Origin of the sequence: Streptomyces sp. NBC_01465 (assembly GCF_036227325.1) — a bacterium.
In the GTDB taxonomy this organism is placed as follows: Bacteria; Actinomycetota; Actinomycetes; order Streptomycetales; family Streptomycetaceae; genus Streptomyces.
Genome location: NZ_CP109467.1, coordinates 7155160 through 7177961 on the forward strand (window position 1 = coordinate 7155160; position 22802 = coordinate 7177961).

Here is a 22802-nt window from a genome sequence, read left to right on the forward strand (position 1 = left end):
GCACTCCAAGGAGAAGACATGAACAACCCGAATCGGCCGGCAGAGACGCCCGGCGAGACGGTGGCCCGCCTGACCCTCGCCGAGAAGGCCGGCCTGACCACCGGCGCGGGCTGGTGGCACACCACCGCGTACCCGGACGCCGGGATCCCGGAAGTCCGGCTCTCGGACGGCCCCCACGGGCTGCGCCTGCAGAACGACACCCGGGCCGACCACCTGGGCATCAACGGCAGCGCCCCGGCCACCTGCTTCCCGCCGGCCGTCACCCTGGCCTGCACCTGGGACAGCGACCTGGCGCGGCGGGTCGGCGACGCACTGGCCCGCGAGAGCCTCGCGCACGGCGTGCACGTGCTGCTCGGCCCCGGCGTCAACATCAAGCGCAGCCCGCTGTGCGGACGCAACTTCGAGTACTTCTCCGAAGACCCGCTGCTCAGCGGGGTGTTGGGAACAGCCTGGGTCAAGGGCCTGCAAGCTCAGGGGGTCGGGGCCTCGGTCAAGCACTTCGCCGCGAACAACCAGGAGACCGGCCGGATGTCGGTCAGCGCGGACATCGACGTACGCACGCTGCGCGAGATCTATCTCCCCGCCTTCCACCGCGTGGTGACAGAGGCCGAGCCCTGGACGGTCATGTGTGCCTACAACCGGGTCAACGGCGTGCACGCGTCGCAGAATCCCTGGCTTCTGACGGACGTCCTGCGCGGCGAGTGGGGATACGACGGCGTGGTCGTCTCCGACTGGGGCGCCGTGGTCGACAGGGCGCGGGCCCTCGCCGCCGGGCTCGATCTGGAGATGCCGTCCTCGTCCGGCGCCGGCCCCGCCAGGGCCGTCGCGGCCGTGGAATCAGGCGAACTTCCCGAGGAAGCGCTGGACCGAAGCGCCGCACGGGTCGTGGCACTCGCCCGCAAGGCGGCCGAGCACGCGCGCCCCGGTGCCGCCTTCGATGCGGCCGCCCACCACGAGCTCGCCCGCGAGGTCGCCACGCGCGGCGCGGTACTGCTCAAGAACGACGGCGCGCTCCTCCCGCTGGATCCCGCCGCAGCCCAACGCATCGCGGTCATCGGCGAGTTCGCGCGCACTCCCCGCTACCAGGGCGAGGGCAGCTCGCGCGTGAACCCGACCCGGCTCGAAGACGCACTGACCTCGATCGTCGAGGCCGCGCCCGCGGCGCACGTCACCTTCGCTCCCGGCTTCCCCGTCGACGCTCCGGACGCCGATGCGGCTGCGCTGCAGGAGGAGGCCCTCCGCGCGGCCGAGAGCGCGGACGTGGTCGTGCTGTTCCTCGGTCTGCCGCCGAGCTTCGAGTCCGAGGGGTACGACCGCGAACACATCGAACTCCCCGAGGAGCAGACCCGGTTGCTCGCCGCCGTTGTCGCGGTGAACGCGAACGCCGTCGTGGTCCTCTCCAACGGGGGCGTGGTCCGGCCGGCCGGCTGGATCGACGGCGTGCCGGCCGTCCTGGAAGGCTGGCTGTCCGGCCAGGCCGGTGGCTCGGCCACTGCCGACCTCCTGTTCGGCAGGGCGAACCCGTCGGGGCGCCTCGCGGAGACGATCCCGCTGCGGCTCGCCGACACCCCGGCGTACCTGGCCTGGCCGGGCGAGAACGGTCATGTCACGTACAGCGAGGGCCTGTTCGTCGGCTATCGCCACTACGACGCCCGTGACATGGCGGTCTCCTTCCCCTTCGGGCACGGCCTGTCGTACACCACCTTCGCCTACGCGGACCTGCGGGTGGTCCCGGACGCAGGCGGGCTCGACGTCACCGTGGCGGTCACCAACACCGGGGAGCGGTCCGGTCACGAGGTCGTCCAGGTGTACGTGGCCGCGCCGGGCGCGCGGGCCCGGCGCCCCGTACGGGAGTTGAAGGGGTTCGCCACCGTGTGCCTCGCACCCGGCGAGACCCAGGACGTCACCGTCCGCATCGCCCGCGCCGACCTCGCCTATTTCGACACCGCAGCCGGTACCTGGCTCGTCGAGGACGCCGACCACCGTATCGATGTCGGGGCCTCCAGCCGCGACATCCGGCTGACCACGACGGTCCCGGTCGACGGCGACGCCTACGCCGACCAGCCGGACGCCGACTCGACCGTCGAGGTATGGCTCGCCCACCCCGTGGGCGGCCCGGCCATCACGGCACTGCTCGGCCGGGTCCAGAAGTCCATGGGCGACGCCTACCCCCAGGAGGGAAGCTCCCGTCAGCGGATGGTGGCCAACATGCGCCTCAGCCAGCTCGCCGGGCTCCCGATCGTTCCCCTGAGCTTCGACGACGTACAGGAACTGGTCGAGACGGTGCGGTCGGCCGCGGGCACCGGGAGGGAGGCGACATCCTGACCCCGGCGTCACCCCTCACGCGGCGACCGTCCGGAACCCGCAGTTCCCGCTGCTGGATGCCGGCGTGTTGGCCGAGCGGGCGGCCACGCGGTAGCGGTGGCAGTAGGAGTGGTGGCACAGGTAGGAGCCGCCCCGCATGACACGGCGCTCGCCCGTCTCGGGTCCCTTGGGGTCGGCGGCGGGGGAGTGGGCGTAGTAGTCGGGGGCGAACCAGTCCGCGCACCACTCCCAGACGTTCCCGGCGACCTCGTACAGGCCGAGGCCGTTGGGCGGGTACGAGCGCACCGGTGCGGTGGCCAGCCAGCCGTCCGCACCAGTGTTGGCATACGGGAAAGGGCCTTGCCAGATGTTGCACAACCACCGTCCGTCGGGGGTCAGTTCGTCTCCCCATGCGAAGCGGCGGCCGGCGAGACCGCCGCGGGCCGCGTACTCCCACTCCGCCTCGGTCGGCAGGCGGCGGCCCGCCCACGCGCAGTACGCCAGGGCGTCGGCCCATGCCACGTGCACCACCGGGTGGTCCGGCTCCGCGGTGGACAGCGGGCCGTGGGGGTGGCGCCAGTCGGCTCCCCGTACGTCCAGCCACCAGGGGGCGGCCGGGTCTGCCCCGAGGACGTCCGCCCGCCCGGCGGCGGCCGCCAGGTGGAACACGGCGGAGCTGCCTTCCCGTTCGGCGACGGTCACGTACGCGGAGTCGGCGACGAACGCCTCGAACGCCGCCACGGTCACCGTGGTGACGTCGATGGCGAACGGGGCGACGCGTACCGCGTGCACGGGCTGTTCGCCGTCCGCCGGATAGCCCTCCCCGAAGGCGTCCCCCATCTGGAACTCGCCCCCGGGGAGGGTGACTTGGTCGTGCGCGGGCGGTATGCGGGCCGGCGTGGGCAGCGGTCCGGTGGAGCAGATCCGGGTTTCCGGTACGCAACATCCCATTGACGTCTCCATGACGTGAGTATATGAATTCTCACCTAGGTGAAACTGCACATAGTAAAAGCGTCGCACACAGCTTCCGTACTGAGGGAGTCCACGTTCGTGAAGTTCGAGTACGTCCTGCTCGGCCTGCTGGCCCGTCGCCCTTACAGCGGGTACGACCTGCGCAAGTGGCTCGAGATCGAAGGGCAGTTCCTGTGGGCGCGGGCGCACCACAGCCAGATCTACCGCAAGCTCGGGCAGATGGAGGCCGACGGCTGGGTGCGGCACGAGGTCGACGCGCGCGAAGGCCGCCCGGACGCCAAGGTGTACCGGCTCACGGCACGCGGGCGCGAGGTCCTCCTGGACTGGGTGCGCTCGCCCTACGAGCCGCCCAGCCGCTTCCAGGAGATCGACTTCCTCGCGCGGTTCAGCGTCGCGGCGCCGCTCGACAAGGACGCCGCGATCCGGATCGTCGGGACAGAACTCGACCACCGCCGCGCGCAGATCGCCAAGAACCGGGACCGCGACCGCACCCTGCGCTACGAGGATCCGGCACCCGGCCTCGACCAGGACCTCGACCGGCAGGTCCACGACGCTCTCCACACGCTCGGCGCGGCCGCCATGGACCGCTGGGTCGCCTGGCTGGAGCACACACTGCGCAGCCTGACAGAAGGGAATCCCGTCCAATGAGGGCGATCATGGTGATGTTCGACAGCCTCAACCGGCACATGCTGCCGCCGTACGGAGGCGACTGGACCCACGCTCCGAACTTCGCGCGGCTCGCCGAGAAGGCCGTCACCTTCGACAACGCCTACGCCGGCTCGATGCCCTGCATGCCGGCCCGCCGCGAACTCCACACCGGGCGGCACAACTTCCTGCACCGCAGCTGGGGCCCGCTGGAGCCCTTCGACGACTCGATGCCCGAACTCCTCAAGCAGAACGGCGTCTACACCCATCTCGTCAGCGACCACCCGCACTACTGGGAGGACGGCGGCGCCACCTACCACGGCCGCTACAACACCTGGGAGTTCTTCCGCGGCCAGGAGGGCGACCCGTGGAAGGGCCAGGTCGCCGACCCCGAGATACCCGAGGACCTGAAGCGGATGCGCTTCGGCGCCTACCGCCAGGACTGGGTCAACCGCCCCCACATGGCGACCGAGGACCGGCACCCCCAGACCCTCACCTTCGACGCGGGCCTCGACTTCGTCCGTACGAACAAGGACGCCGACCGGTGGTTCGTGCAGATCGAGACCTTCGACCCGCACGAGCCGTTCTTCAGCCACCAGCCCTACAAGGACCTCTACCCCCACGACTACGAAGGACCGCACTTCGACTGGCCCGACTACAAGCGCGTCGTCGAGACCGACGGTCAGGTGGAGCACGCCCGCTTCGAGTACGGGGCGCTCCTGTCGATGTGCGACCACTCGCTCGGCCGCGTCCTGGACACCATGGACGAACTCGACCTGTGGGACGACACCCTCCTGATCGTCAACACCGACCACGGGCTGCTGCTCGGCGAGAAGGGCTGGTGGGGGAAGAGCGTCCAGCCCTGGTTCAACGAACTGGTCCACCTGCCGCTGTTCGCCTGGGACCCGCGCAACCGCGTCGCGGGCGAACGGCGTTCGGCGCTCGTGCAGACCGTGGACGTGGCGCCGACCCTCCTCGAGTTCTTCGGCGTCGACCGCCCCGGCGACATGCAGGGCGCACCGCTCCCGGTCGCCGAGGACACCCCGGTGCGCGAGGCAGGCCTGTTCGGCATCCACGGCGGACACGTCAACGTCACGGACGGCCGCTACGTCTACATGCGGGCGCCCGCCTCACCCGACAACGCGCCGCTGTACGAACACACCCTGATGCCCACCCACATGCGGGGCCGCTTCTCGCCCGCCGAACTCGCGGACCTGGAGCTGGCCGAGCCCTTCGACTTCACCAAGAACGTCCGCACCCTGCGTGTGCCGGGCCGCACCCTCCTCAACCCGTACCACCACGGCACGCTCCTCTTCGACCTGGAGACCGACCCCGAGCAGCGCACCCCGCTGATCGACGACGACGCCGAACTGCGCATGACCACCCTCCTGGTGGAGTTGATGCGCGCGGGCGACGCCCCGCCCAGCCAGTACGAACGCCTCGGCCTGCCCGCCCACGGCCCGGTCACGGAGAAGCACCTCCTGGTACGGGCCCAGCACGAGCAGGCCGAACGGGCCGCCCAGCCGCTGCCCCGCGCCGATGACTTCCCCGAGGGCCGCCTTTCGCTGCGTACGCCCCTCGCGGCGCTGATCTCCGACCCGGTCGCCGTCGAAGTGCTGCGCAGGCACCTGCCCGGCGTTGCCGACTCGGAGCTCCTGCAGATGATCGGGGCGACTCCGCTCATCGATGTCGCCGCGATGGCGGGCGCACTGTTCCCGCCGTCGAACCTCCGCCTGGTGGCCGAGGAGCTCGCCCAGCTCTGAGGCCCTTGCGGCCATGTGAGCCGGTGACGGGGTTGCCGCCCCGTCACCGGCGATTGCCCTCTCCCTCCCGCAGATCTCCCGTCAAGAAGAACGCAGAGAAAAGAGAAGGCGCGATGCCTGAGCTTAGCCAGCGCCCCGTCACGCCCAAAGCCGAGGTCCAGGTCGAGGGGCGCTGGCGACAGCTGTCCCTGCTCGGCGGCACGATGCTGGTCGACAGCACCGAGACGAGCCTGGTCAACAGCCTCTTCCCGCTGATCCGGCAGTCCCTCGGCGTCTCACTGGGCGCCCTCGGAATACTGACCGCCGCAGCCAAGATCGTGGGCGCCTTCACCGGCCCCTTCTGGGTGTGGGCGGCGCAGCGCTGGTCGCGCAAGAGCGTCCTCGTCGTGGCCACCGGACTCTGGGGCGTCTGGGGCGTGGCCGCGGGCTTCTCGCAGAACTTCACCCAACTCCTCGTCCTCTACACCGTGTTGGCAGCCGGCTACGCGGCCGCGAACCCCATCATCACCGAGCTGATCGGGGACCTCTTCGGCGGATCGTCCCGAGGCCGCGCGGTCGGTGTGGTCTACGGCGCGGTCTCCCTGGTCACCGCAGTGATCGGCCCGCTCAAGGGCCAGCTGGCCGGGGTCGACGACGGCTGGCGCTGGGGCCTGTGGGGCGTCGGCGTCTTCAACATCCTGCTGGGCCTCGCCCTCTGGGCGGGATTCCGCGATCCGGGGCGCGGCGCGGCCGAGGAGCAGCTCGCCGACCTCGACCGCGCCACCCGCGACGCCCAGGCGAAACTCACCTGGACCAAGGCGCTCTCGCTGCTCAAGATCCGCAGCCTGGTGATCCTGCTCGTCTCACGCCTCCTGTCCGGACACCTCCTGGTGGGCACCTTCGGCGTGGTCTTCCTCGTCGACGTCTACGGCTTCAGCACCCAGAAGGCGTCGATCGTGCTGCTGCCCTTCGGCGTCGGCTACTTCCTCGGCACACTCCTGGGCGGCGTCGCCGTCGACCGGGCCACCCGGCGCAGTCCGCGCCACGGCCCGGTCGCGGTCCTCCAGGCGGCCCAGTTCGCCTTCGCGCTCTTCGCCTACTTCGGCACCCAGTTCGGCTACGACAGCATCGCCCTGTTCTGCGTCTTCTTCGCCCTCATGGGCGCGACCCAGGGCATCAACCCGAGCGTCAACCGCCCCATGGTCATGGCCATCACCCCACCCGAACTGCGCGGCGCCGCGTTCGCCCTCTACGTCTCCATCGTCGAAGCGATCGCCTGGGCCGCCTACAGCCTGGCCGCCGGCTTCCTCGGCGACGCCGTCGGACTGCGCACGGTCTTCCTGTGGGCGCTCGTCGTCCTGATGCTGATCAACGGCGCCTACCTGACGCTCCTTCACCGCTCGTACGCCGATGACGTGACCCGCGTACAGAGGGAACTGCACGCGCGCCGCGAACAAGCCCTCGACCCCACCGCCTGACGTTTCGGGTCCGCCGACCCGCCGCGACTGTCCCCGCACCCGGCCACACAGAAGAGAGAACCAGCTCATGACGCATGAACGACGACTGCCCGACGGCTTCCTGTGGGGCGCGTCCACCGCCGCCCACCAGATCGAGGGCGGCAACACCAACAGCGACTGGTGGGAGTTCGAGCACAGCGCAATCCCCTACGTCAAAGAACCCAGTGGCGACGCCTGCGACAGCTACCACCGCTGGCGCGAGGACATGGACCTGCTGGCCGAACTCGGCTTCACCGACTACCGGTTCAGCATCGAATGGGCCCGCATCGAACCGGCCCCGGGTGAGTTCTCCCACGCCGCCATCGCCCACTACCGGCGCATGGTCGAAGGCGCGCGCGAACGGGGCCTGCGGCCCATGGTCACGCTGCACCACTTCACCGCACCCCGCTGGTTCGCCCAGCGCGGCGGCTGGGCCGCCGCCGGATCGGACGAACTCTTCGCCCGCTACCTCACGGCGGCCGCCCCCATCTACGCCACGGACGTGGCGCACGCGTGCACGATCAACGAGCCCAACATCCTCGCCGTCATGGCTGCCGCGCAGGCCGCCCTCGCCTCCGGCCAGGCCGTGAACTTCGCCGAGAACCCGCCGGCCCCGGACGGGGCCACCACCGACGCGCTGATACGGGCGCACGCCCGCGCCGTCGAAACGGTCAAATCCCTCGCACCGCAGGTGAGTACCGGCTGGTCCGTCGCCAACCTGGTGTGCCAGCCCCTGTCCGGAGCCGAGGACGTCGCCGCGGCATTCCGGCACCCGCGCGTGGACGTCTTCCTCGAAGCCGCCCGCGGCGACGACTGGCTCGGTGTGCAGGCATACACGCGCACGCTCATCGGCCCGAACGGCCGGCTGCCCGTGCCCGAGGGCGCGGAACGCACCCTCATGGGATGGGAGTACTACCCGCAGGCGCTCGGCCACGCCCTGCGGCACAGCGCCTCCGTCAGCGGCGGCACCCCGCTCATCGTCACCGAGAACGGCATCGCCACCACCGACGACGCCCGCCGCATCGACTACACCACCGGCGCCCTCGACTCCCTGTCCGCCGCCATGCGCGACGGCATCGACGTCCGCGGCTACTTCCACTGGAGTGCCCTGGACAACTACGAATGGGGCCGCTACGAACCGACCTTCGGCCTGATCGCCGTCGACCGAGAGACCTTCGTCCGGACCCCCAAGCCCTCGGCCGCCTGGCTCGGCGCCATCGGCAGCACCCGCGTGTTGCCGAGCGAGGCGTGAGGGTGGTGGCCCGGGACGTCTTCGAGCAACTGTCGAGCGCAAGCGTGTCCGTGCGGCACGGCGGCACGTACGCCATGGAGCAGATCGCCGACGCGGCACCGCACTACCGCGGCCATGTGGCCGCGCTACTGGCCTCCTTCGTCAGGCAACAGGCCCCCTGGCCACCGATCCGTCCACCCGGTGAAGTGGACGCCGAACGGCCGCGTTACACCGGGGGACTCCGCGACGACGTCGGCGGAGCCGTCGCTGCACTGAGCCGACGCAGCATGGTTCTGCCGGGAGACACCATCGAGCTGGAGAAGGTCGACCTGCGCGGCGCCGACCTGGCCACCCAGGACCTGAGCTGGTTCTGCTTCGCCGGATCCAACCTCGAGGGAGCCAACCTGACCGGGTGCGACCTCTCGCACACGACCTTTGCCGACGCCAGCTTGAAGAACGCCAACCTGACGGGCGCCACGCTCACTGACGCGAACCTCAATGGCGCGGACCTTACCGGGGCCACTGGCATCGGCACACCCCCCGTTCCCCACCGCACTCCGGCCGCGTAGGGCTGACGGTGTGTCAAGGTGCCGAGTTGTCTGCGGGGATGTCCGCAGCAATGTCCGTTCTGTTCGCGGCTTGTCGAAGGTATGGGCAGGGCACACCCCGTTGTCCGTAGCCTCGACCGCACGGGGCCGTGTAGCGTCCGGGCCAGCAGTCGTGGTTCCGAAGTACCGCCCGTGGACGCGAGTTCACGGGCAGCTTGCTGTTCAGCGCCTCTGAGGACCAGGACGACCACCTCCGCCTCCCGCAAAGTGCGGGAGGCGACTTCGAGTCCCTTGGAGGACAACATGGCCAGCGGAACCGTCAAGTGGTTCAACGCGGAAAAGGGCTTCGGCTTCATCGAGCAGGACGGCGGCGGCCCGGACGTCTTCGCCCACTACTCGAACATCAACGCCTCCGGCTTCCGTGAGCTGCAGGAAGGCCAGAAGGTGAACTTCGACATCACCCAGGGCCAGAAGGGCCCGCAGGCGGAGAACATCACTCCCGCCTGAGTTGTCCAACTCCGTGACGCCCGCCCCGGTTTGCCGAGGCGGGCGTCACGCGTCAGCGCGGGGCATGTCCTCGGTGGGGGCCGAGCCGTCACGTGAACGGTTCTTCGTGGGTCTGTCACCAGCAGGGCACGCAGGCCACTTGCGCGCGTTCGTTGCCATCAACGAGCGCCAACTGTCGCGTAGGTTCCGGCGGCGGTCGCTTGCGGCCCGGTACCGGCAACGCGATGTGCCGTAGGAGCGGCTGAGGGAATCGGCGGCTTTCCGTGATCTGCTGAAGGTAGCCAGGAAGCGTGTAGCCGTGAGATGGCCCGAGAGGTCTTCTACCTGGTCAAACAGCTGCCGTCAGACCCCCGCTCATAGGGGCTGTCGCGACAGATGAGAGGGTCGGACGGGTGAGTGAGACGCCGAAGAACACCCTCCAGTACCGCTTTGACGGGCCAGAAGACGCTCCCGTGCTGATCCTGGGGCCCTCCCTCGGAACCACATGGCACAGGTAGGCAAGACCGTCTTCTGACGTCCACGTGGTCCAGTTCGACGCCGTTCACGCAGGTTTGGTCTTGGTGGTCCAGGGGCGTCGATGGTGTTGGTGACAGCGATGTGGCAGATGAGGCCCTTTTGCCGACCAAGCTCCGGTTGTAGGCGTGTGGCGTCTGTGGGCGTATCGAGTGTCCGCCGTGAGTAGTTCCGCTGCGCGGCCGCTTGCTGCGAATCGATCGTGAACGATCGGCCGGTGTCGGATCACCGTGCCGTACGGGCCGGGACTGAGCATGCTCCCCGTTTCCAGTTGGGAATGCTGTGACGGGCGGGAGGATGGATGGGCGCTGTCCCGGGTCCGTGGCCTGACTCATGACATCTCTGACCGGAGCGTCTGAATTTCGCAGTGTCGGCTGTTGGCCGGGGATGGTGCGTTGTCGGTGCCGGGCTGGCGGGGTGTGTCTCGATAGGGGCCTGCCGATCATTGTGGCGTTCTCACGATTCTGACCGTCTGACGTGGCCCGGTACCGGCGACGCGATACGTCGTCGGACCGGGAGAGGAACGGGCATGTCGACTTCGACGGTGTCCAGTACGTCGCCCGTGCCGCAGACTCGCCGTCGCCGTCCTGCGGGGGAGGTGGTGTTGGGAGTGGACACGCACCGACCTGCCGAGTGGTGGCGATCACGAAGACGCCGAACGTCGCCACTCTGGATCAAGGCATCATGGCCCGATCTGGTTAGGGCATATGTCGCCGAACAACTCGCCGGGCGAGGCTGGGACGTCGATTTCTGGGGCCAAGGGCAGCTGAGCCGGGCGCTTCAATCCGCGCGCCGGCAGACCGACAGTTCCATCCGCTGGTTCCCGGATCTCATCGCGGCGAAGGCCAAGGACCTTGTCCTGATCGGCTGCAAGGGCGGCATGACCAGCAGGCGAACAGGCCGGCATGCTGTCGAATGGTCCGCGGTGATGGCGCATTTGCAGCTCGTGGCCTGGACACAGCTCCCGGTTTACTACGTGTTCGATGGCCTTGATGCGCGCTCGCCGACGGCGGTACTGGGTGACGGTGCCCTGTGGCTCCACCAGCCCACCGTCGGCCCCCTGCTGCGCGCGCCGGCCGCTGGCGTGTTTGTTTCTTCGGGATCTTTATGGGCGTCAACCCGGTGTTCGCCGCTCTGTTCGGCATGCTCGTCCTGGACCAGCGCCTTGGCGCGGCATCGTGGCTGCTCATCACCGTGATCGTCACCGTCGACGCTGTGTCCGTGGGCACCGCCGCTAACCGCTCGCAGACCGACCTCTTTGTGGTTGGCCCCGCCGAATACCCGCGCCCGGGTGTGCGCCTGCGCCCTCCGCCACGACGACGTACGGGCCACTTGGGAGCGGTAGTCCCGTGCGAAAGAAGGCTTACCCGGTGCTACGGGGTTCACGGTGCCGGTACGGCACCGATCTGCTGCATCACCCCGAGGAGATCGGGCTGGCCCCGTTCGCCCACGATCCGGCCGTCGGCCAGGTAGTAGAAGTTCATGGCCTGCACCGAGATCTTGTTGCCGCTCGCCGGGATCCCGAAGAATTCACCGTCGTGGGTTCCCCGCATGGTGAACCGCGCGGCCACGGTGTCGCCTTCGGTGACCGTCTCCTCCAGCGTCCACTCCACATCAGAGAAGCCGCCGCGCATCATCCCGAGAACTTCCAGGTACCCGACGGGCCCCCGCAGTGGTTCCGGGTGGCTTGGCGCGTGGAACACCGCGTCCGGAGAAATGACCTCGCGGGCGAGATCCTCGTTGCCTGTGTTGATGAACTCGACGAAACGGTTCATCACTGACTCGGTGGACTGCGACGGCATCTTGCTGTGCCTCTCCGGAGACGTTTGGGCGGATACCTACGACCGTAACATCGAATCGATGTTCACATCGATTCGATGTTCGCGTGCGAAGATGGACTCATGCTGGAACTCGCGATACTCGGCTTCCTCGCCGAGGGACCCCTGCCAGGACACGAGCTGCGCCGCCGCATCTCACAGCTGACCGGCTACACGCGGCCGGTCAGCGACGGCACCCTGTATCCGGCGATCAATCGCCTGACCAGGGCGGGCCTGATCGAGCGGCGCACCGACCCAGCCGGCGGGGCGGCGCGGTACGTGCTCAGCCTGACCGCGACCGGTCGGGCCGACATGCTGCAGCGCCTGCGCAAGCCCGCCGACCACGAGATCACCGACTTCACCCGGTTCTACGCCGTCCTGGCCTTCCTCTCCCACCTGCCCGACGTGGCCGAACAGCACGCGGTGCTGCGCAGACGGCTGGAGTTCCTGGAAGAACCGGCGAGCTTCTTCTACGACAACGAGCGGCCCCTGTATGCCGAGGAGATCGCCGACCCCTACCGGCGCGGCATGCTGCTCACCGCCCGGGCCACCAGCCGCGCGGAGCGGACCTGGCTGCGCGAGGCCCTCGGCGAGGAACCGCCCGCATTCGACACCGCATGCACCCAGGGCGATCCGCATGCGCCCGCCGCCCCCGCGAGCTGACTGTCCACGGAGGTACCCCCATGCTTGCTTCCTGGTACGACACCCAGGGCCCCGCCGCCGATGTCCTGCACGTCGGTGAACTCCCTGATCCCGTCCCCGGACCCGGCGAGGTCCGTGTCCGTGTCACCGTCTCGGGCGTCAACCCCGGCGACACCAAGAAACGGCGCGGCTGGCTCGGCTCGTCCATGCCCTTCCCGCGGGTGATCCCGCACAGCGACGCCGCCGGAGTCATCGACGCCGTGGGTGACGGGGTCGACGCCCGCCGCGTCGGGCAGCGAGTCTGGGTATACGGCGCCCAGTCCTACCGCCCCTTCGGCACCGCCGCCCAGTACACCGTCGTATCCGACCACCAAGCCGCACCCCTGCCAGACCACCTCAGTGACGAGCTGGGGGCGAGCCTCGGCATCCCCGGCATCACCGCCCACCGCACCGTCTTCGCCGACGGCCCGGTCGACGGCCAACTCATCCTGGTCCACGGAGTCCTCGGCGGCGTCGGCTCCCTGGCCGCCCAACTCGCCCACTGGGCCGGCGCCACCGTGATCGCCACCGTCCGCCGCACCGCGGACCTCGACCACATCGACCCGGCCGTCGTCTCCCACGCCGTCGCCCTGGACACCGGCGAGCCCGCCGCGACCATCCGCGCGTACGCGCCGCGGGGCGTCGACCGGATCATCGAGGTCGCACTGTCCGACAACGCCGACCTCGACAACGCCGTCGCCGCCAACAACGCCGTCATCGCCGCCTACGCCACCCGCACGGACCGCACCGAGATCCCCTTCTGGCCGCTGCTGTTCAACAACGTCACCCTGCGGCTGCTCGGCAGCGACGACTTCCCCGCCGAGGCCAAGCGCCAGGCCGCCCGCGACCTCACATCCGCAGCCGCCGTCGGCGCCCTCACCGTCACCGTCGGCGACCGCCACACGCTGGACGACATCGCCAAGGCCCACGACCACGTCGACACCGGTGGTGGCCACGGCCGCACTCTGGTCACCATCCCCCAATAGCGCAGACTCGGAACACTGGCCTGCTCAACTGCCCAGCCCTATGGGTCGGCCCGGCGCATGCCACGGGTGGGTGGCGTTGCTGCCGGGCCGTCAGTCGCTTACGCGGTCTCACTTCCTGTGCAGAGCCCTGTGGCGACGTCCGCGAAGCAGCAGCGTGCCGCCGGCAGCGATGACGAGCAGGCCACCGACGGCGCTGTATGTGACAGTGGTGCTCGCCCCGGTGGAAGCCAGGTCGCCGGACGTGCTGTTCGGGGTGGTCCCGTCGACGCGTGCGCCGATCTCCCCCTGCGCGCGGGTGCCGGTCGTGCCGGAGACGACCGGTGCGGCGGCGGTCGGGGTGGGGGCGGGTGTCGGCTTGGCAGGGCCGGCGGTCCCCGGCGCGGGCTTCAGCTGAAGGGTCGTGATCGAGTACGGCGGCAGTGTCTGTGCGGCCGCCGTGCCCCTCTTCGTCGTGGTCAGGGCGGTGTCTCCCTGGGCGTAGGAAACGGTCGTGACCGCTCCTGCGGCCGGGGTGTATCCGGCGTAGGAGAGCGATACCGGCGCCGCGTTCTGCGGGCTCTTGTTGATCAGCATGACGTTCAGAGCGCCGTTGTTGCTGCGCACCGCGTGCACAGCGACCGACGCGTTGCCCGAGGACGCCTTGACCATGGTGTCGCCGGGCTTTGCCAGTGCGGTCAGCGAGCGGATGCCCCAGTAGATGGGGAAGGGCGTGTCGCGTGCCGGTTCGCACTTCCCTCCGGCGCAGGTGCCGGCGGAGAGGATGCCCCCGTCCTGGTAGTCGATCTGGCCGTTGACGGTGGTGGGTGCTTGGTCGGTGCCGTTGTGCAGGTTCCACCAGTCCACGTGGGTGGCACCTTGCTCGAACCAGGTCATGTAGGTGTCCGGAGCGAACAGGGCCGCGGCCTGGCTGGTCTGGGCGGGCGAGCCGACGGCGCCGTTCTCGGTGACCGCGATCTCCACCGAAGCGGCGCGCGAGCCCGCGTACTGGGCGATCAGTGAGCGCAGCGAGGACGTGACACCGGCGATCCGGGAGGGGGTCTTCAGCAGGTCGTCCGTGGTGGTGCCGCCCGGATACCAGTGGACGATGGCGAAGTCGATCGAGCTTCCCGCGATGGAGAGCACCGTGTTGTTCCAGTCGGCGCTGTCACCGGGAGCCTTCTCCTTGTCCGGCCAGCCGCCGGGGGTGGTGAGCACCGCTCCGATCTTCACCTTCGGGTCCACGGCCTTCATCGCCTTCGCGTAGGCGACCAGGTTCTTCGCGTACTCCCTCGGGCTCTTGTCGGCGTGCTTGTCGGTCTCCCAGCCCTTGCCGTCGCCGTAGTACCCGTTGCCGTAGACCTCGTTGCCGATCTCCCAGTACTTCACGCCGTAACCCTTGGTGACGTTGGCGTACTTGACCCAGTCGGCGGCCTCCTGAGGGGTGCCGGAACCGTAGTTCGCGGTCACGATCGGCCGGGCGCCGACCTTCTTCGCGGTGGCCATGAAGTGGTCGAAGTCGGTGTTGGACGGGTTCCTGTAGCCGTCGTCCATGGTGTGGGTCTTCCAGTGGTACACGTCCGCGCCGGAGCCGCCGGGATAGCGCAGCTGCCGAACTCCCGCGGCCTTCATCAGCGATGACACCTTGGCGGTGCCCATGTGATCGTCGCCCACGCCCGTGTTGAGGCCGGTACCACTGCTGGGCACGGTGCCCAGGGAGGTCCCGGCATTCACACGGATGTCGACGGTCGGCGCGGCGCCCGCGCTCGGCGCCAGGACGCCGACACCGGCCGAGGCGGCGAGCACCGCCACCGCCCCCGCGACAAAGCGCCGGCGCAACCGGCTACGGCGAGGCGTGCGGCGCCAGGGCATCGGCTGCTCGGCGGTTCTCGGGTCGTTTGGTGACATGTGGGGGGCTCCGATCGGGTGTTGACACAGAGGGCGTAGCGCCGCTGACCACGGCTCGCCCTCGTCGGTACACCCTCAAGTGGCCACCCGGAGCGGAAAGGTTGCCGCCTCAATCATTTTTCTCCGAGACGCGGCCGCACCGTCCGGCGCGAACCATCACATGCTTCCGGGCAGCCCGGGAAGCGTGACGGCCACGGCCGGCCCCTGCGCGTCACAACTCGAGGATCTGCCAGTCCTGGTTGTCGCCGCCGTTGTCGGACACCTGGGTCAGACTGCGGTCAGAGCAACAAGTGCACTGTTACGGACATGCGATGGGTAGTGGCGGGGCGATTAGTCAGTGGCGGGGTACACGAACAGTTCGGTCTTCCAGCCGTCGACCTTGTCCGGGGCGAGGCCCGCCGAGCCGTTCACCAGGACCGGGGCGATGCGGGGGCTGGTGGGCAGGTCCTGACCCGTGCGTGCGTCCAGGGCGACCGGTCCGTTCTTGGTCTTGCCGTAGACCCGGCCGTGCCAGGCGGTGGTGATCTCGGGGGCGATGCGGTCGGCCTGCTTGTCGGGCAGCCGCCACAGCGTCTTGCCGGTGGTGGCGTCCAGGCCGAAGGCGGCGTCGTCGTCCGTGCCGTTGCCGGTGCCGTGGCAGACGACGGTGCTCTTCTCGTCGTACACGCAGGTGCCCTTGGAGAGCGGAACGGGCAGTTGCTGCTTGGTCTTGCCGGTGGCGGGGTCGAGGAGCTGAACGTAGGGGTGCTCGCTGCCGAAGTGGCCGCCCTGGAGGAGGACGAAATGCGGGCCCAGCGCGGACACGCTCTGGTTGACGATGTACTGGCCCTGCCAGCGGGGCGCACCGGTGGCCGCGTCGTGTCCTGCGGCGTGCGCCTCGTATTTCTCCGTGTCCCAGCCGACCGCCATGCCTCCGGCGATTCCTGTGGCCGCGAATCCGTCCTGGACCCAGATCTGGCGGTGGGTTGTCAGGTCGATTCCGTAGGTGACGGCGTTGTCGTTGCTTTGGGACACCGCCACCACGCCGGTGTTCCCGTCGGCGCCGACCGCTGTCGCGGTCAGCTCGGTGCCCAGGTCGTCGGCCCATTCCGGCAGCCGCAGGGTCACCCGCCACCGCACCTCGGCGGTGGCGGGATCGCTGGCGTCGATCTCAACTGCCTGATGAGAAGCCTGGGTTCCCGTGCCGGACACCTGGACCGGGAACGGTGTCAGCAGGGCCGGTGTGCCGCCGATGGTGACGATCGCGGGCGCCCCGGCCTTGTGCTTGGTTCCGTTGCCCTCGGCCAGCGCTTTGGCTGCGGGCTCGATGGTCGCCGTGACGTGTCCGTTGGTGGTGTCGATGGCCTGCACGTGGTCGAACGCGCCTACGTACGCCGTCTTTCCGTACAGCGTGACCGAAGTCGGACCGACGAGCCTGTTGTCGAGGTCCAGGACGTCGGTGAGCAGCCCGTCGGGCATTCGGGCGCCCTTCGTCGCGAACGTCGCCGGCGGATCGTGAACGGGTCGCGACGCGGCGGCGGACGTGTGTGCGGCGGTCGGCGGGGCGCCGCCGGTCGCCCGGGAGGCGTCGCCCGTACCGCAGGCCGTCAGCAGGCTGCAGGCGAGCGCCACGGCCGCGAGCCTCAAACCCCGTGAGGGCAGAGGTATTTGGGAGTTTCGCATGGGGTCCCCGTTCAGTTCATTCCGGACGGTGATCACCCTATTGCACTCGCTCCGGCGCTCACCGGGTTCCCCGCCTCAGCTCTCGATGCGGATCTTCAGAGCCTCGTTGAGGGCGGCGAAGTTCTGCCGGGTGGCGGAGATGGTCTTGGCGGTGAAGGGGACGAGTAGGCCGGAGAACTTCTCGGCCTGCTCGACCTCGGTGCCCCCGGCCGCGGTGGCGGTGAGCGTGAAGCGGTGCTCGCCGTCGAAGATCCCCGGCAGAACGAAGTGGCCGATCCAGCGCAGCTCCACGCCGGGATCGGCGGCCAGGACGCGCGGGCGGAACGTCATGGGCTTCCCGTCGGCGGGGAACATCTTCAGCGTGAGCCGTCGGCCGACCGCGACGTCGCCCGATGCCTCGCGGATGAAGGGATTCCAGTCCGCGTAGGCGGTGAGGTCGGTGAGCACTTTCCAGACTTCCGTGGCCGGAGCGTTGATCTCGATCGAGTGGGAGATCGTCTTCATCGTGTGCCTTCCTTGAGTCTTCCGGAGCCAGTATCCTGTCTTCTGATCCGATATATTGAGTGTCGGAAAGGGTGATGTCAATGGAGGATCCAGCGGAGATCGTGGGCCGGACACTGGCCGCGAACCTGCGGGCGATGCGGCAGTTGCGGGGCTGGCGGCTGGATGACCTGGCCTCCCGGTCGGGGGTCAGCCGGGGGATGCTGCAGCAGATCGAGACCTGCCGCACCAACCCCAGCGTCGCCACGCTCGCCCGGATCAGCGCCACTCTGGGCATCTCGATCGGCCGTCTCGTCGAGCCGCCCGAGGAACTGGGCCAGGTGGTGCGCGCGGCCGACGCGGAGGTTCGCCGCGCCGGACACCACAGTGTGGGGCGGCTGCTCGTCAACGACGGCCAGGCCCCGTTCATCGAGTTCTGGGATCTTCTCATCGCCGAGCACGACGAGATGAGCTCCCCCGCGCATCCGCCGGGAACACGGGAACTGCTCCACCTCTACGAGGGACGGCTCGAAGTCGAGGTCGGTGGCGCCGACTTCACCCTCGAAGCGGGCGACGCCCTGCGCATGCGCGGCGATCGCGCCCACGTCTACCGCAACTCCGGCCCGGGCCCCGCCCGTATGACCATGGCCGTCACCTACACCGGTGACCGCGACCCCCGCTATGCGCCCCCTCCGGCCACATGAAGCCGCAAGGGCCGTCACGTTCTCGCGCCGCGCTGCGTCAATGAGTTGAAAGCCCACCACCGGAACCGTCCACGGAAGGCAGACATCATGCAGAAGCCCACCAGGATCGCAGTCGTCGGAGCGACGGGCCGAGTCGGCAGGCACGTTGTGAGGGTCCTTGAGGAACACGACCACCACGTCGTGCCCATCTCACGCTCCTTGGGCGTGGACGTGGTCACCGGGGAGGGCCTGGCCGAAGCCCTGCACGGCGTCGAAGTGATCATCGACGTGTCCAGTACACCCTCGCCCGAGCAGGCGGCGGCCACCGAGTTCTTCACCACCACCGCTCGCAACCTGCACCAGGCCGGACACAAGACCGGCGTCCGCCGGATGGTGGTGGTGTCGATCATCGGCATCGACGGCTCCACCACCGGCTACAACGCGGCCAAACTGGCCCACGAGAAAGCGGTGCTGGACGGCCCGCTCCCCACCCGGATCGTACGGGCCGCGCAGTTCCACGAGTTCGTTGAAGAACTGGTCGGCTGGGGCACCCAGGGCGAGGTCGCCTACGTGCCCGCCATGCGCACCCAACTCGTCGCCGCCCGCAGCGTCGCCGAGAAACTGGTCGAGGTCGCCACGGATACGGATCCGACGCCCGCAGGTGCGTCATACCCGGAGATCGCCGGCCCCCGCGCCGAGAACCTCGCCGACGCGGCACGCCTCCTGGCCGCCCGGCAGGGCAGCCCGTCCCGCATCGAGGAAGTGAGCGACCCGGCCAACCCCGACCGGGACCTGTTCGAGAACGGCGGCCTGCTCCCCGGCCCGCACGCGACCCTCGCCGGACCGACCTACGCGGACTGGCTCGACCGATCCACCTCCTGAAGCGCAAAGCAGGAAGCAGTCGCTGAGCACCGCATCGGACGCAGGGCGGTCTTCTTTGCGTAGCGCGAAGACGAATCGCGGTCCGAGTGCGCCTTGGTGCATGGGCATTGCCGAGTGTGTCCGTCTGCAGGTGCACGGAACTCGCGGAGCCTGTCGTGGGAAGGGCCGGTCCGGGTGTCACCGGGACGGGGACGTAGGGGATCTCGCCGCGCAGGACGGCCTTGGCGCGGTCCTTGTCGAGCTGGCCCTCCCATCGGGCGACGGCCAGGGTGGCGACGCCGTTGCCGACGAGACTCGTGAGGGCGCGGGCCTCGGGCATGAAGCGGTCGATGCCGAAGATCAGGGCGAGGGCGGCGACCGGGACGTGCGGGACGGCGCTGAGGGTGGCGGCGAGGGCGATGAATCCGGAGCCGGTGACGCCGGCCGCGCCCTTGGAGGCGAGCAGCATGATCGCGAGCAGTGTGCAGTGCCCGCATCGCCGGCCTGTGGTCGATGCTGGAGAACCGGGAGATCGTACTCTCCCTGATGTGGGACTACGACTGGAGCCGCATCGACCGCGAGGACGTCGTCGTCACGCCACTCCTCGACGACCCGCCGGCCCTCCTCGTCAGCGACCAACACCCCTTCGCCGGACGCGAGTCGGCCACGCTCGCCGACCTCGCGGACGACCCGTGGATCACGCGAGCCGAGCACCACCCCGTGGCGGAGGCCCTCGACCGCAGTTGCCGCGCCGCCGGCATCGGCGTCGCCCTCGCCCCCACTCTCGCCCTGGAAGGCATCCGCCCCGGCATCAGCGTCCTGCCCTTGCTGCCGCCTGCTCCGGTGCGCCGCATCCTCCTGGTCCGCATGGTCGACCACGCACTCACCCCCGCCGCCGACATCTTCACCCAACTCCTGCTCGACACCACCGCGGCCCGGCTCGAGCCCTCCCGCTGACTCCCGCTGAACGTCGTGTCATCCCTATCTGCCCGTCCCGTGCAAGGAGCTCCACGATGCACAAGCGCACCCTCGGCCAGGGCCTTGAGGTCTCGGCGATCGGCCTGGGCTGCATGGGCATGTCCCAGAGCTACGGCCCCAACCCCGGCGACCGCGGCGACATGATCGGCGTGCTCCGCGCGGCCGTGGACCGAGGCGTCACGTGCTTCGACACCGCCGAGGTCTACGGCCCGTACGCCAACGAGGAACTGGTGGGCGAGGCGCTTGCCCCGGTGCGCGATCAGGTTGTCATCGCCACGAAGTTCGGCTGGCGCATTGAGAACGGCACATCGGTCGGCCTGGACAGCCGCCCCGAGCAGATCCGGCGCGTCGCGGACGCCTCGCTGCGCCGTCTGCGCACGGACACGATCGACCCCTTCTAGAACTGGGCATCGGATTCGTGCCGTTCAGCCCGCTCGGCAAGGGGTTCCTCACCGGCACCGTCGACACCTCCACCGCGTTCGCCGAGGGCGACATCCGTACGACGATCCCGCGGTTCGACGAGGGCAACCTCGCCGCCAACCGGTCCCTGGTCGGCCACGTTGCCGCGCTCGCCCGCTCCCGTGGGGCCACCCCGGGCCAGGTCGCCCTGGCCTGGTTGCTCGCCCAACAGCCCTGGATCGCGCCGATCCCCGGCACCCGCCGGGTAGAGCGCCTGACAGAGAACGCCGGGGCGACCGAAGTCGCCCTGTCCGCCGACGACATCGCGGACCTTGACGCCACCGCCGCCCGCATCGGTGTGCACGGCGACCGCTACAACAAGACACACATGGGCCTGGTCGGCAGATGAGACGACCGCCTCGCCCCGACTGACCGTGACCGGCTTCGGCGCCCCGGTCGTGGCCTCTTCCGCCTTCCTGCCCTGCGTGGACACCAGCCTGCCCATCGCGGCGGCCGTTGTCCTGCTGACCACGTTCACGGGTGAAAGACGTTCCACCACCCCGACGTCGGCGACGTGCTCCTCGGCTACCAGTCCGTGCAGCTGCACGGCAGCCCAGGACGCCGTCTCGTCGTCTTCCAGGCCGGGAGTGCGTCCCATCGCTTCGCGGGAAATCGGATGCGCACCACCGGCCGTCGTTCAGGCCCGGGTGTAGCCGCCGTCGGCGAAGAGTTCGGCGCCGGTGACGAACGACGAGGCGTCCGAAGCCAGGAAGAGAGCGGCCTCGGCGATTTCCTCGGCGTCGGCCAGCCGCCCCAGTGGCACGACGGCCTCGGCGAACCGGTCGACCTCCGGCCCCGCGGCGCCCAGCAGGCCAGGGGTCCGCGTGGGTCCCGGGCTGAGCACGTTGACCCGGAATCGGCGTTCCCGTGACTGCCGGGCCCAGTTGTGCACGAGGTTGCTCAGCGCAGCCTTCGAGGCGCTGTAGACCTCGAGTTGCTCATTGGGCCGCACGCTGTTGCTTGAGCCGATGACCAGGATGGAGGCGTTCTCCGCCAGCAGCGGAAGCGCCTTCTGAACGGTGAAGAGTGGGCCCTTGACGTTGACGGCGAGCGTCAGGTCGACGTTCGCCTCGGTGTGGGCGCCGAGCGCGGCGTCCGCGACGATTCCCGCGTTGGCCACCAGCACGTCGATGCGTCCGGCCTCCTCGCGGACTTGCGCGTAGAGCGCGTCCAGGTCGGCCAGGACCGAGACGTCGGATCGTACGCCGGTGGCCGCAGGCCCCAACTCCTTGACTGCAGCTTCCAGGCGGTCGATGTCCCGGCCGGTCACGAAGACCCGAGCGCCTTCCCGGACGAAGCGGTGGGCGATGGCAAGACCGATCCCACTGGTCCCTCCGGTGATCACGGCCACCTTCTCCTGCAGCACGCCTGACATGGCGAACCCCTTCAGTTATGGAATGGATCGTCCATAACATAAGCAGTAATGGACGATCGAGTCAAGAACGGATAGGCTGAGATCATGCCGAGACCACGCGCATTCGACGAACGCCAAGTCCTGGAACGGGCCCGGGAACAGTTCTGGGCGACCGGCTATGCGGGAACCCGGATGGACGACATCGCCCAGGCGACCGGCCTGGGCAAGGGCAGCCTGTACGGCGCGTTCGGCGACAAGGGCAAGCTGTTCCACCGCGTGTTCGGCGACTGGTGCACCGCGGTCGTCGATGTGGCCGAGGCGCGGCTGGCAGGTGGCCCGGACTCAGAGGCCATGGCTCGGCTGTCGGGATACGTGCACCTCATGGCGGAGAACGCCGCCTCCGACACCGAGCGGCGCGGGTGCCTGTTGGCCAAGGGTGCGGCGGAACTGGCCCAGCACGATCCGAAGGTCGCCGGACGGTCGGCCGAGACCATGGCGGCACTGCTGGCCCTGCTGCGGACGGAGATCAGCGCCGCCCAGCGCCACGGCGACATCGATGCCGCTGCGGATCCGGAGCGGTTGGCGGCACTGCTGCTGACGGTGGTCCGCGGTATCGAGGCGGTAGGCAAGGCCGGCCTGGACTCGGAGACGCTACGGAACATTGCAGACACCGCACTGGCGGTCCTCCCCATGACCGAGGGTCAGGAACGCCTCGGTGCCTAGGGGCAGGGCCGGGCTCGGCCAGATCTCCGAGGGCCTTGCCGGCGCCCGCCCACAGATCCGCGATCCTGAGCCGTCGGCGTCGGTCCGGCCGCCCCCACGGCCGGACGGTGCCGACTACGACGCTCTGCACCTGTCCAGTACGGTTCGCGCCAGCCCGCGCAGCCAGGCGTGGGCGTGGTCGGTGTCGTAGCGCTGATGCCACGACAGGTATACCGGTGCGCGCGGTGATTGTGTCGGGGGTGTTCTCGGCGTCCGCCGGCCATGCTCCAGGGCTTC

General features: G+C 69.4%; 21 protein-coding genes and 3 pseudogenes. 16 read left to right on the forward strand and 8 right to left on the reverse strand.

The window, feature by feature from the left end; translation table 11 throughout:
* Nucleotides 1–18: 18 nt before the first annotated feature.
* Nucleotides 19–2325: a glycoside hydrolase family 3 C-terminal domain-containing protein gene (locus tag OG707_RS33505; protein WP_329125066.1), complete on the forward strand. Its 2307-nt coding sequence runs from the start codon at nt 19–21 to the stop codon at nt 2323–2325.
* A gap of 15 nt (nt 2326–2340) precedes the next feature.
* Here OG707_RS33505 and OG707_RS33510 read toward each other — a convergent pair whose 3' ends face one another.
* Nucleotides 2341–3267, reverse strand: coding sequence for a formylglycine-generating enzyme family protein (locus OG707_RS33510; RefSeq protein WP_329125067.1), 927 nt, complete (start codon nt 3265–3267; stop codon nt 2341–2343).
* A gap of 87 nt (nt 3268–3354) precedes the next feature.
* Between OG707_RS33510 and OG707_RS33515 the strand changes: the two genes are divergently transcribed.
* The 7 genes from OG707_RS33515 (at nt 3355) to OG707_RS33550 (ending at nt 11156) form a co-directional block, all read left to right on the forward strand.
* Nucleotides 3355–3924 (forward strand): PadR family transcriptional regulator, encoded by a 570-nt coding sequence (locus tag OG707_RS33515; RefSeq protein WP_329125069.1) that lies wholly within the window; start codon nt 3355–3357, stop codon nt 3922–3924.
* An 8-nt stretch (nt 3925–3932) separates the two neighbouring features.
* Nucleotides 3933–5684, forward strand: a complete 1752-nt coding sequence (locus OG707_RS33520) for a sulfatase (RefSeq protein WP_329125071.1) — start codon at nt 3933–3935, stop codon at nt 5682–5684.
* 113 nt (nt 5685–5797) lie between these two features.
* Nucleotides 5798–7141 carry an MFS transporter gene (locus OG707_RS33525; RefSeq protein WP_329125073.1) on the forward strand — a complete coding sequence of 448 codons (1344 nt, stop codon included), beginning with the start codon at nt 5798–5800 and terminating at the stop codon, nt 7139–7141.
* A gap of 67 nt (nt 7142–7208) precedes the next feature.
* Complete coding sequence (locus tag OG707_RS33530; RefSeq protein ID WP_329125075.1) at nt 7209–8411, forward strand: glycoside hydrolase family 1 protein; 1203 nt, start codon at nt 7209–7211, stop codon at nt 8409–8411.
* A 5-nt stretch (nt 8412–8416) separates the two neighbouring features.
* The gene (locus OG707_RS33535) at nt 8417–8959 is read left to right on the forward strand and encodes a pentapeptide repeat-containing protein (RefSeq protein ID WP_329125076.1); all 543 of its coding nucleotides are present in this window, start codon (nt 8417–8419) and stop codon (nt 8957–8959) included.
* Nucleotides 8960–9241: 282 nt separating this feature from the next.
* Nucleotides 9242–9445, forward strand: a complete 204-nt coding sequence (locus OG707_RS33540) for a cold-shock protein (protein WP_098750155.1) — start codon at nt 9242–9244, stop codon at nt 9443–9445.
* A gap of 1123 nt (nt 9446–10568) precedes the next feature.
* Complete coding sequence (locus OG707_RS33550; RefSeq protein ID WP_329125080.1) at nt 10569–11156, forward strand: hypothetical protein; 588 nt, start codon at nt 10569–10571, stop codon at nt 11154–11156.
* 184 nt (nt 11157–11340) lie between these two features.
* Here OG707_RS33550 and OG707_RS33555 read toward each other — a convergent pair whose 3' ends face one another.
* Nucleotides 11341–11733 carry an ester cyclase gene (locus tag OG707_RS33555; RefSeq protein WP_329125082.1) on the reverse strand — a complete coding sequence of 131 codons (393 nt, stop codon included), beginning with the start codon at nt 11731–11733 and terminating at the stop codon, nt 11341–11343.
* Nucleotides 11734–11859: 126 nt separating this feature from the next.
* Here OG707_RS33555 and OG707_RS33560 point away from each other — a divergent pair, with 126 nt between their 5' ends.
* Nucleotides 11860–12438: a PadR family transcriptional regulator gene (locus tag OG707_RS33560; protein WP_329125084.1), complete on the forward strand. Its 579-nt coding sequence runs from the start codon at nt 11860–11862 to the stop codon at nt 12436–12438.
* 20 nt (nt 12439–12458) lie between these two features.
* Complete coding sequence (locus OG707_RS33565; RefSeq protein ID WP_329125085.1) at nt 12459–13442, forward strand: NADPH:quinone reductase; 984 nt, start codon at nt 12459–12461, stop codon at nt 13440–13442.
* Nucleotides 13443–13550: 108 nt separating this feature from the next.
* Here the strand turns inward: OG707_RS33565 and OG707_RS33570 are convergent, their stop codons facing one another.
* The 3 genes from OG707_RS33570 to OG707_RS33580 form a co-directional block, all read right to left on the reverse strand.
* Nucleotides 13551–15326 carry an LPXTG cell wall anchor domain-containing protein gene (locus OG707_RS33570; protein WP_329125086.1) on the reverse strand — a complete coding sequence of 592 codons (1776 nt, stop codon included), beginning with the start codon at nt 15324–15326 and terminating at the stop codon, nt 13551–13553.
* 330 nt (nt 15327–15656) lie between these two features.
* Nucleotides 15657–16937, reverse strand: coding sequence for an outer membrane protein assembly factor BamB family protein (locus OG707_RS33575; protein WP_329125088.1), 1281 nt, complete (start codon nt 16935–16937; stop codon nt 15657–15659).
* Between the two features lie 126 nt (nt 16938–17063).
* Nucleotides 17064–17492, reverse strand: coding sequence for an SRPBCC domain-containing protein (locus tag OG707_RS33580; RefSeq protein ID WP_329125090.1), 429 nt, complete (start codon nt 17490–17492; stop codon nt 17064–17066).
* 80 nt (nt 17493–17572) lie between these two features.
* Between OG707_RS33580 and OG707_RS33585 the strand changes: the two genes are divergently transcribed.
* Nucleotides 17573–18172 (forward strand): helix-turn-helix domain-containing protein, encoded by a 600-nt coding sequence (locus OG707_RS33585; protein ID WP_329125092.1) that lies wholly within the window; start codon nt 17573–17575, stop codon nt 18170–18172.
* 87 nt (nt 18173–18259) lie between these two features.
* Nucleotides 18260–19033 carry an SDR family oxidoreductase gene (locus OG707_RS33590; protein WP_329125093.1) on the forward strand — a complete coding sequence of 258 codons (774 nt, stop codon included), beginning with the start codon at nt 18260–18262 and terminating at the stop codon, nt 19031–19033.
* Nucleotides 19034–19214: 181 nt separating this feature from the next.
* On the opposite strand, the pseudogene OG707_RS33595 reads toward OG707_RS33590, so the two are convergent.
* Nucleotides 19215–19496: pseudogene (locus OG707_RS33595) on the reverse strand (cation:dicarboxylate symporter family transporter); the annotation flags it as partial.
* Between OG707_RS33595 and OG707_RS33600 the strand changes: the two are divergent.
* The 3 genes and pseudogenes from OG707_RS33600 to OG707_RS33610 all read left to right on the forward strand — a co-directional run.
* Nucleotides 19493–19969, forward strand: a pseudogene (locus OG707_RS33600) (LysR substrate-binding domain-containing protein); the annotation flags it as partial. The pseudogenes OG707_RS33595 and OG707_RS33600 sit on opposite strands and share 4 nt — an antisense overlap.
* 56 nt (nt 19970–20025) lie before the next feature.
* On the forward strand, nt 20026–20391 hold the full coding sequence (locus OG707_RS33605; protein WP_329125095.1) for an aldo/keto reductase: 366 nt from the start codon (nt 20026–20028) through the stop codon (nt 20389–20391).
* Between the two features lie 17 nt (nt 20392–20408).
* Nucleotides 20409–20798, forward strand: coding sequence for an aldo/keto reductase (locus OG707_RS33610; RefSeq protein WP_329125097.1), 390 nt, complete (start codon nt 20409–20411; stop codon nt 20796–20798).
* A gap of 288 nt (nt 20799–21086) precedes the next feature.
* On the opposite strand, the gene OG707_RS33615 is transcribed toward OG707_RS33610, so the two are convergent.
* Complete coding sequence (locus OG707_RS33615; protein WP_329125099.1) at nt 21087–21824, reverse strand: SDR family NAD(P)-dependent oxidoreductase; 738 nt, start codon at nt 21822–21824, stop codon at nt 21087–21089.
* A gap of 84 nt (nt 21825–21908) precedes the next feature.
* Here OG707_RS33615 and OG707_RS33620 point away from each other — a divergent pair, with 84 nt between their 5' ends.
* Nucleotides 21909–22526 carry a TetR/AcrR family transcriptional regulator gene (locus OG707_RS33620; protein ID WP_329125100.1) on the forward strand — a complete coding sequence of 206 codons (618 nt, stop codon included), beginning with the start codon at nt 21909–21911 and terminating at the stop codon, nt 22524–22526.
* Nucleotides 22527–22640: 114 nt separating this feature from the next.
* On the opposite strand, the pseudogene OG707_RS33625 reads toward OG707_RS33620, so the two are convergent.
* A pseudogene (locus OG707_RS33625) lies at nt 22641–22763 on the reverse strand (LysR family transcriptional regulator); the annotation flags it as partial.
* Nucleotides 22764–22802: the final 39 nt, after the last annotated feature.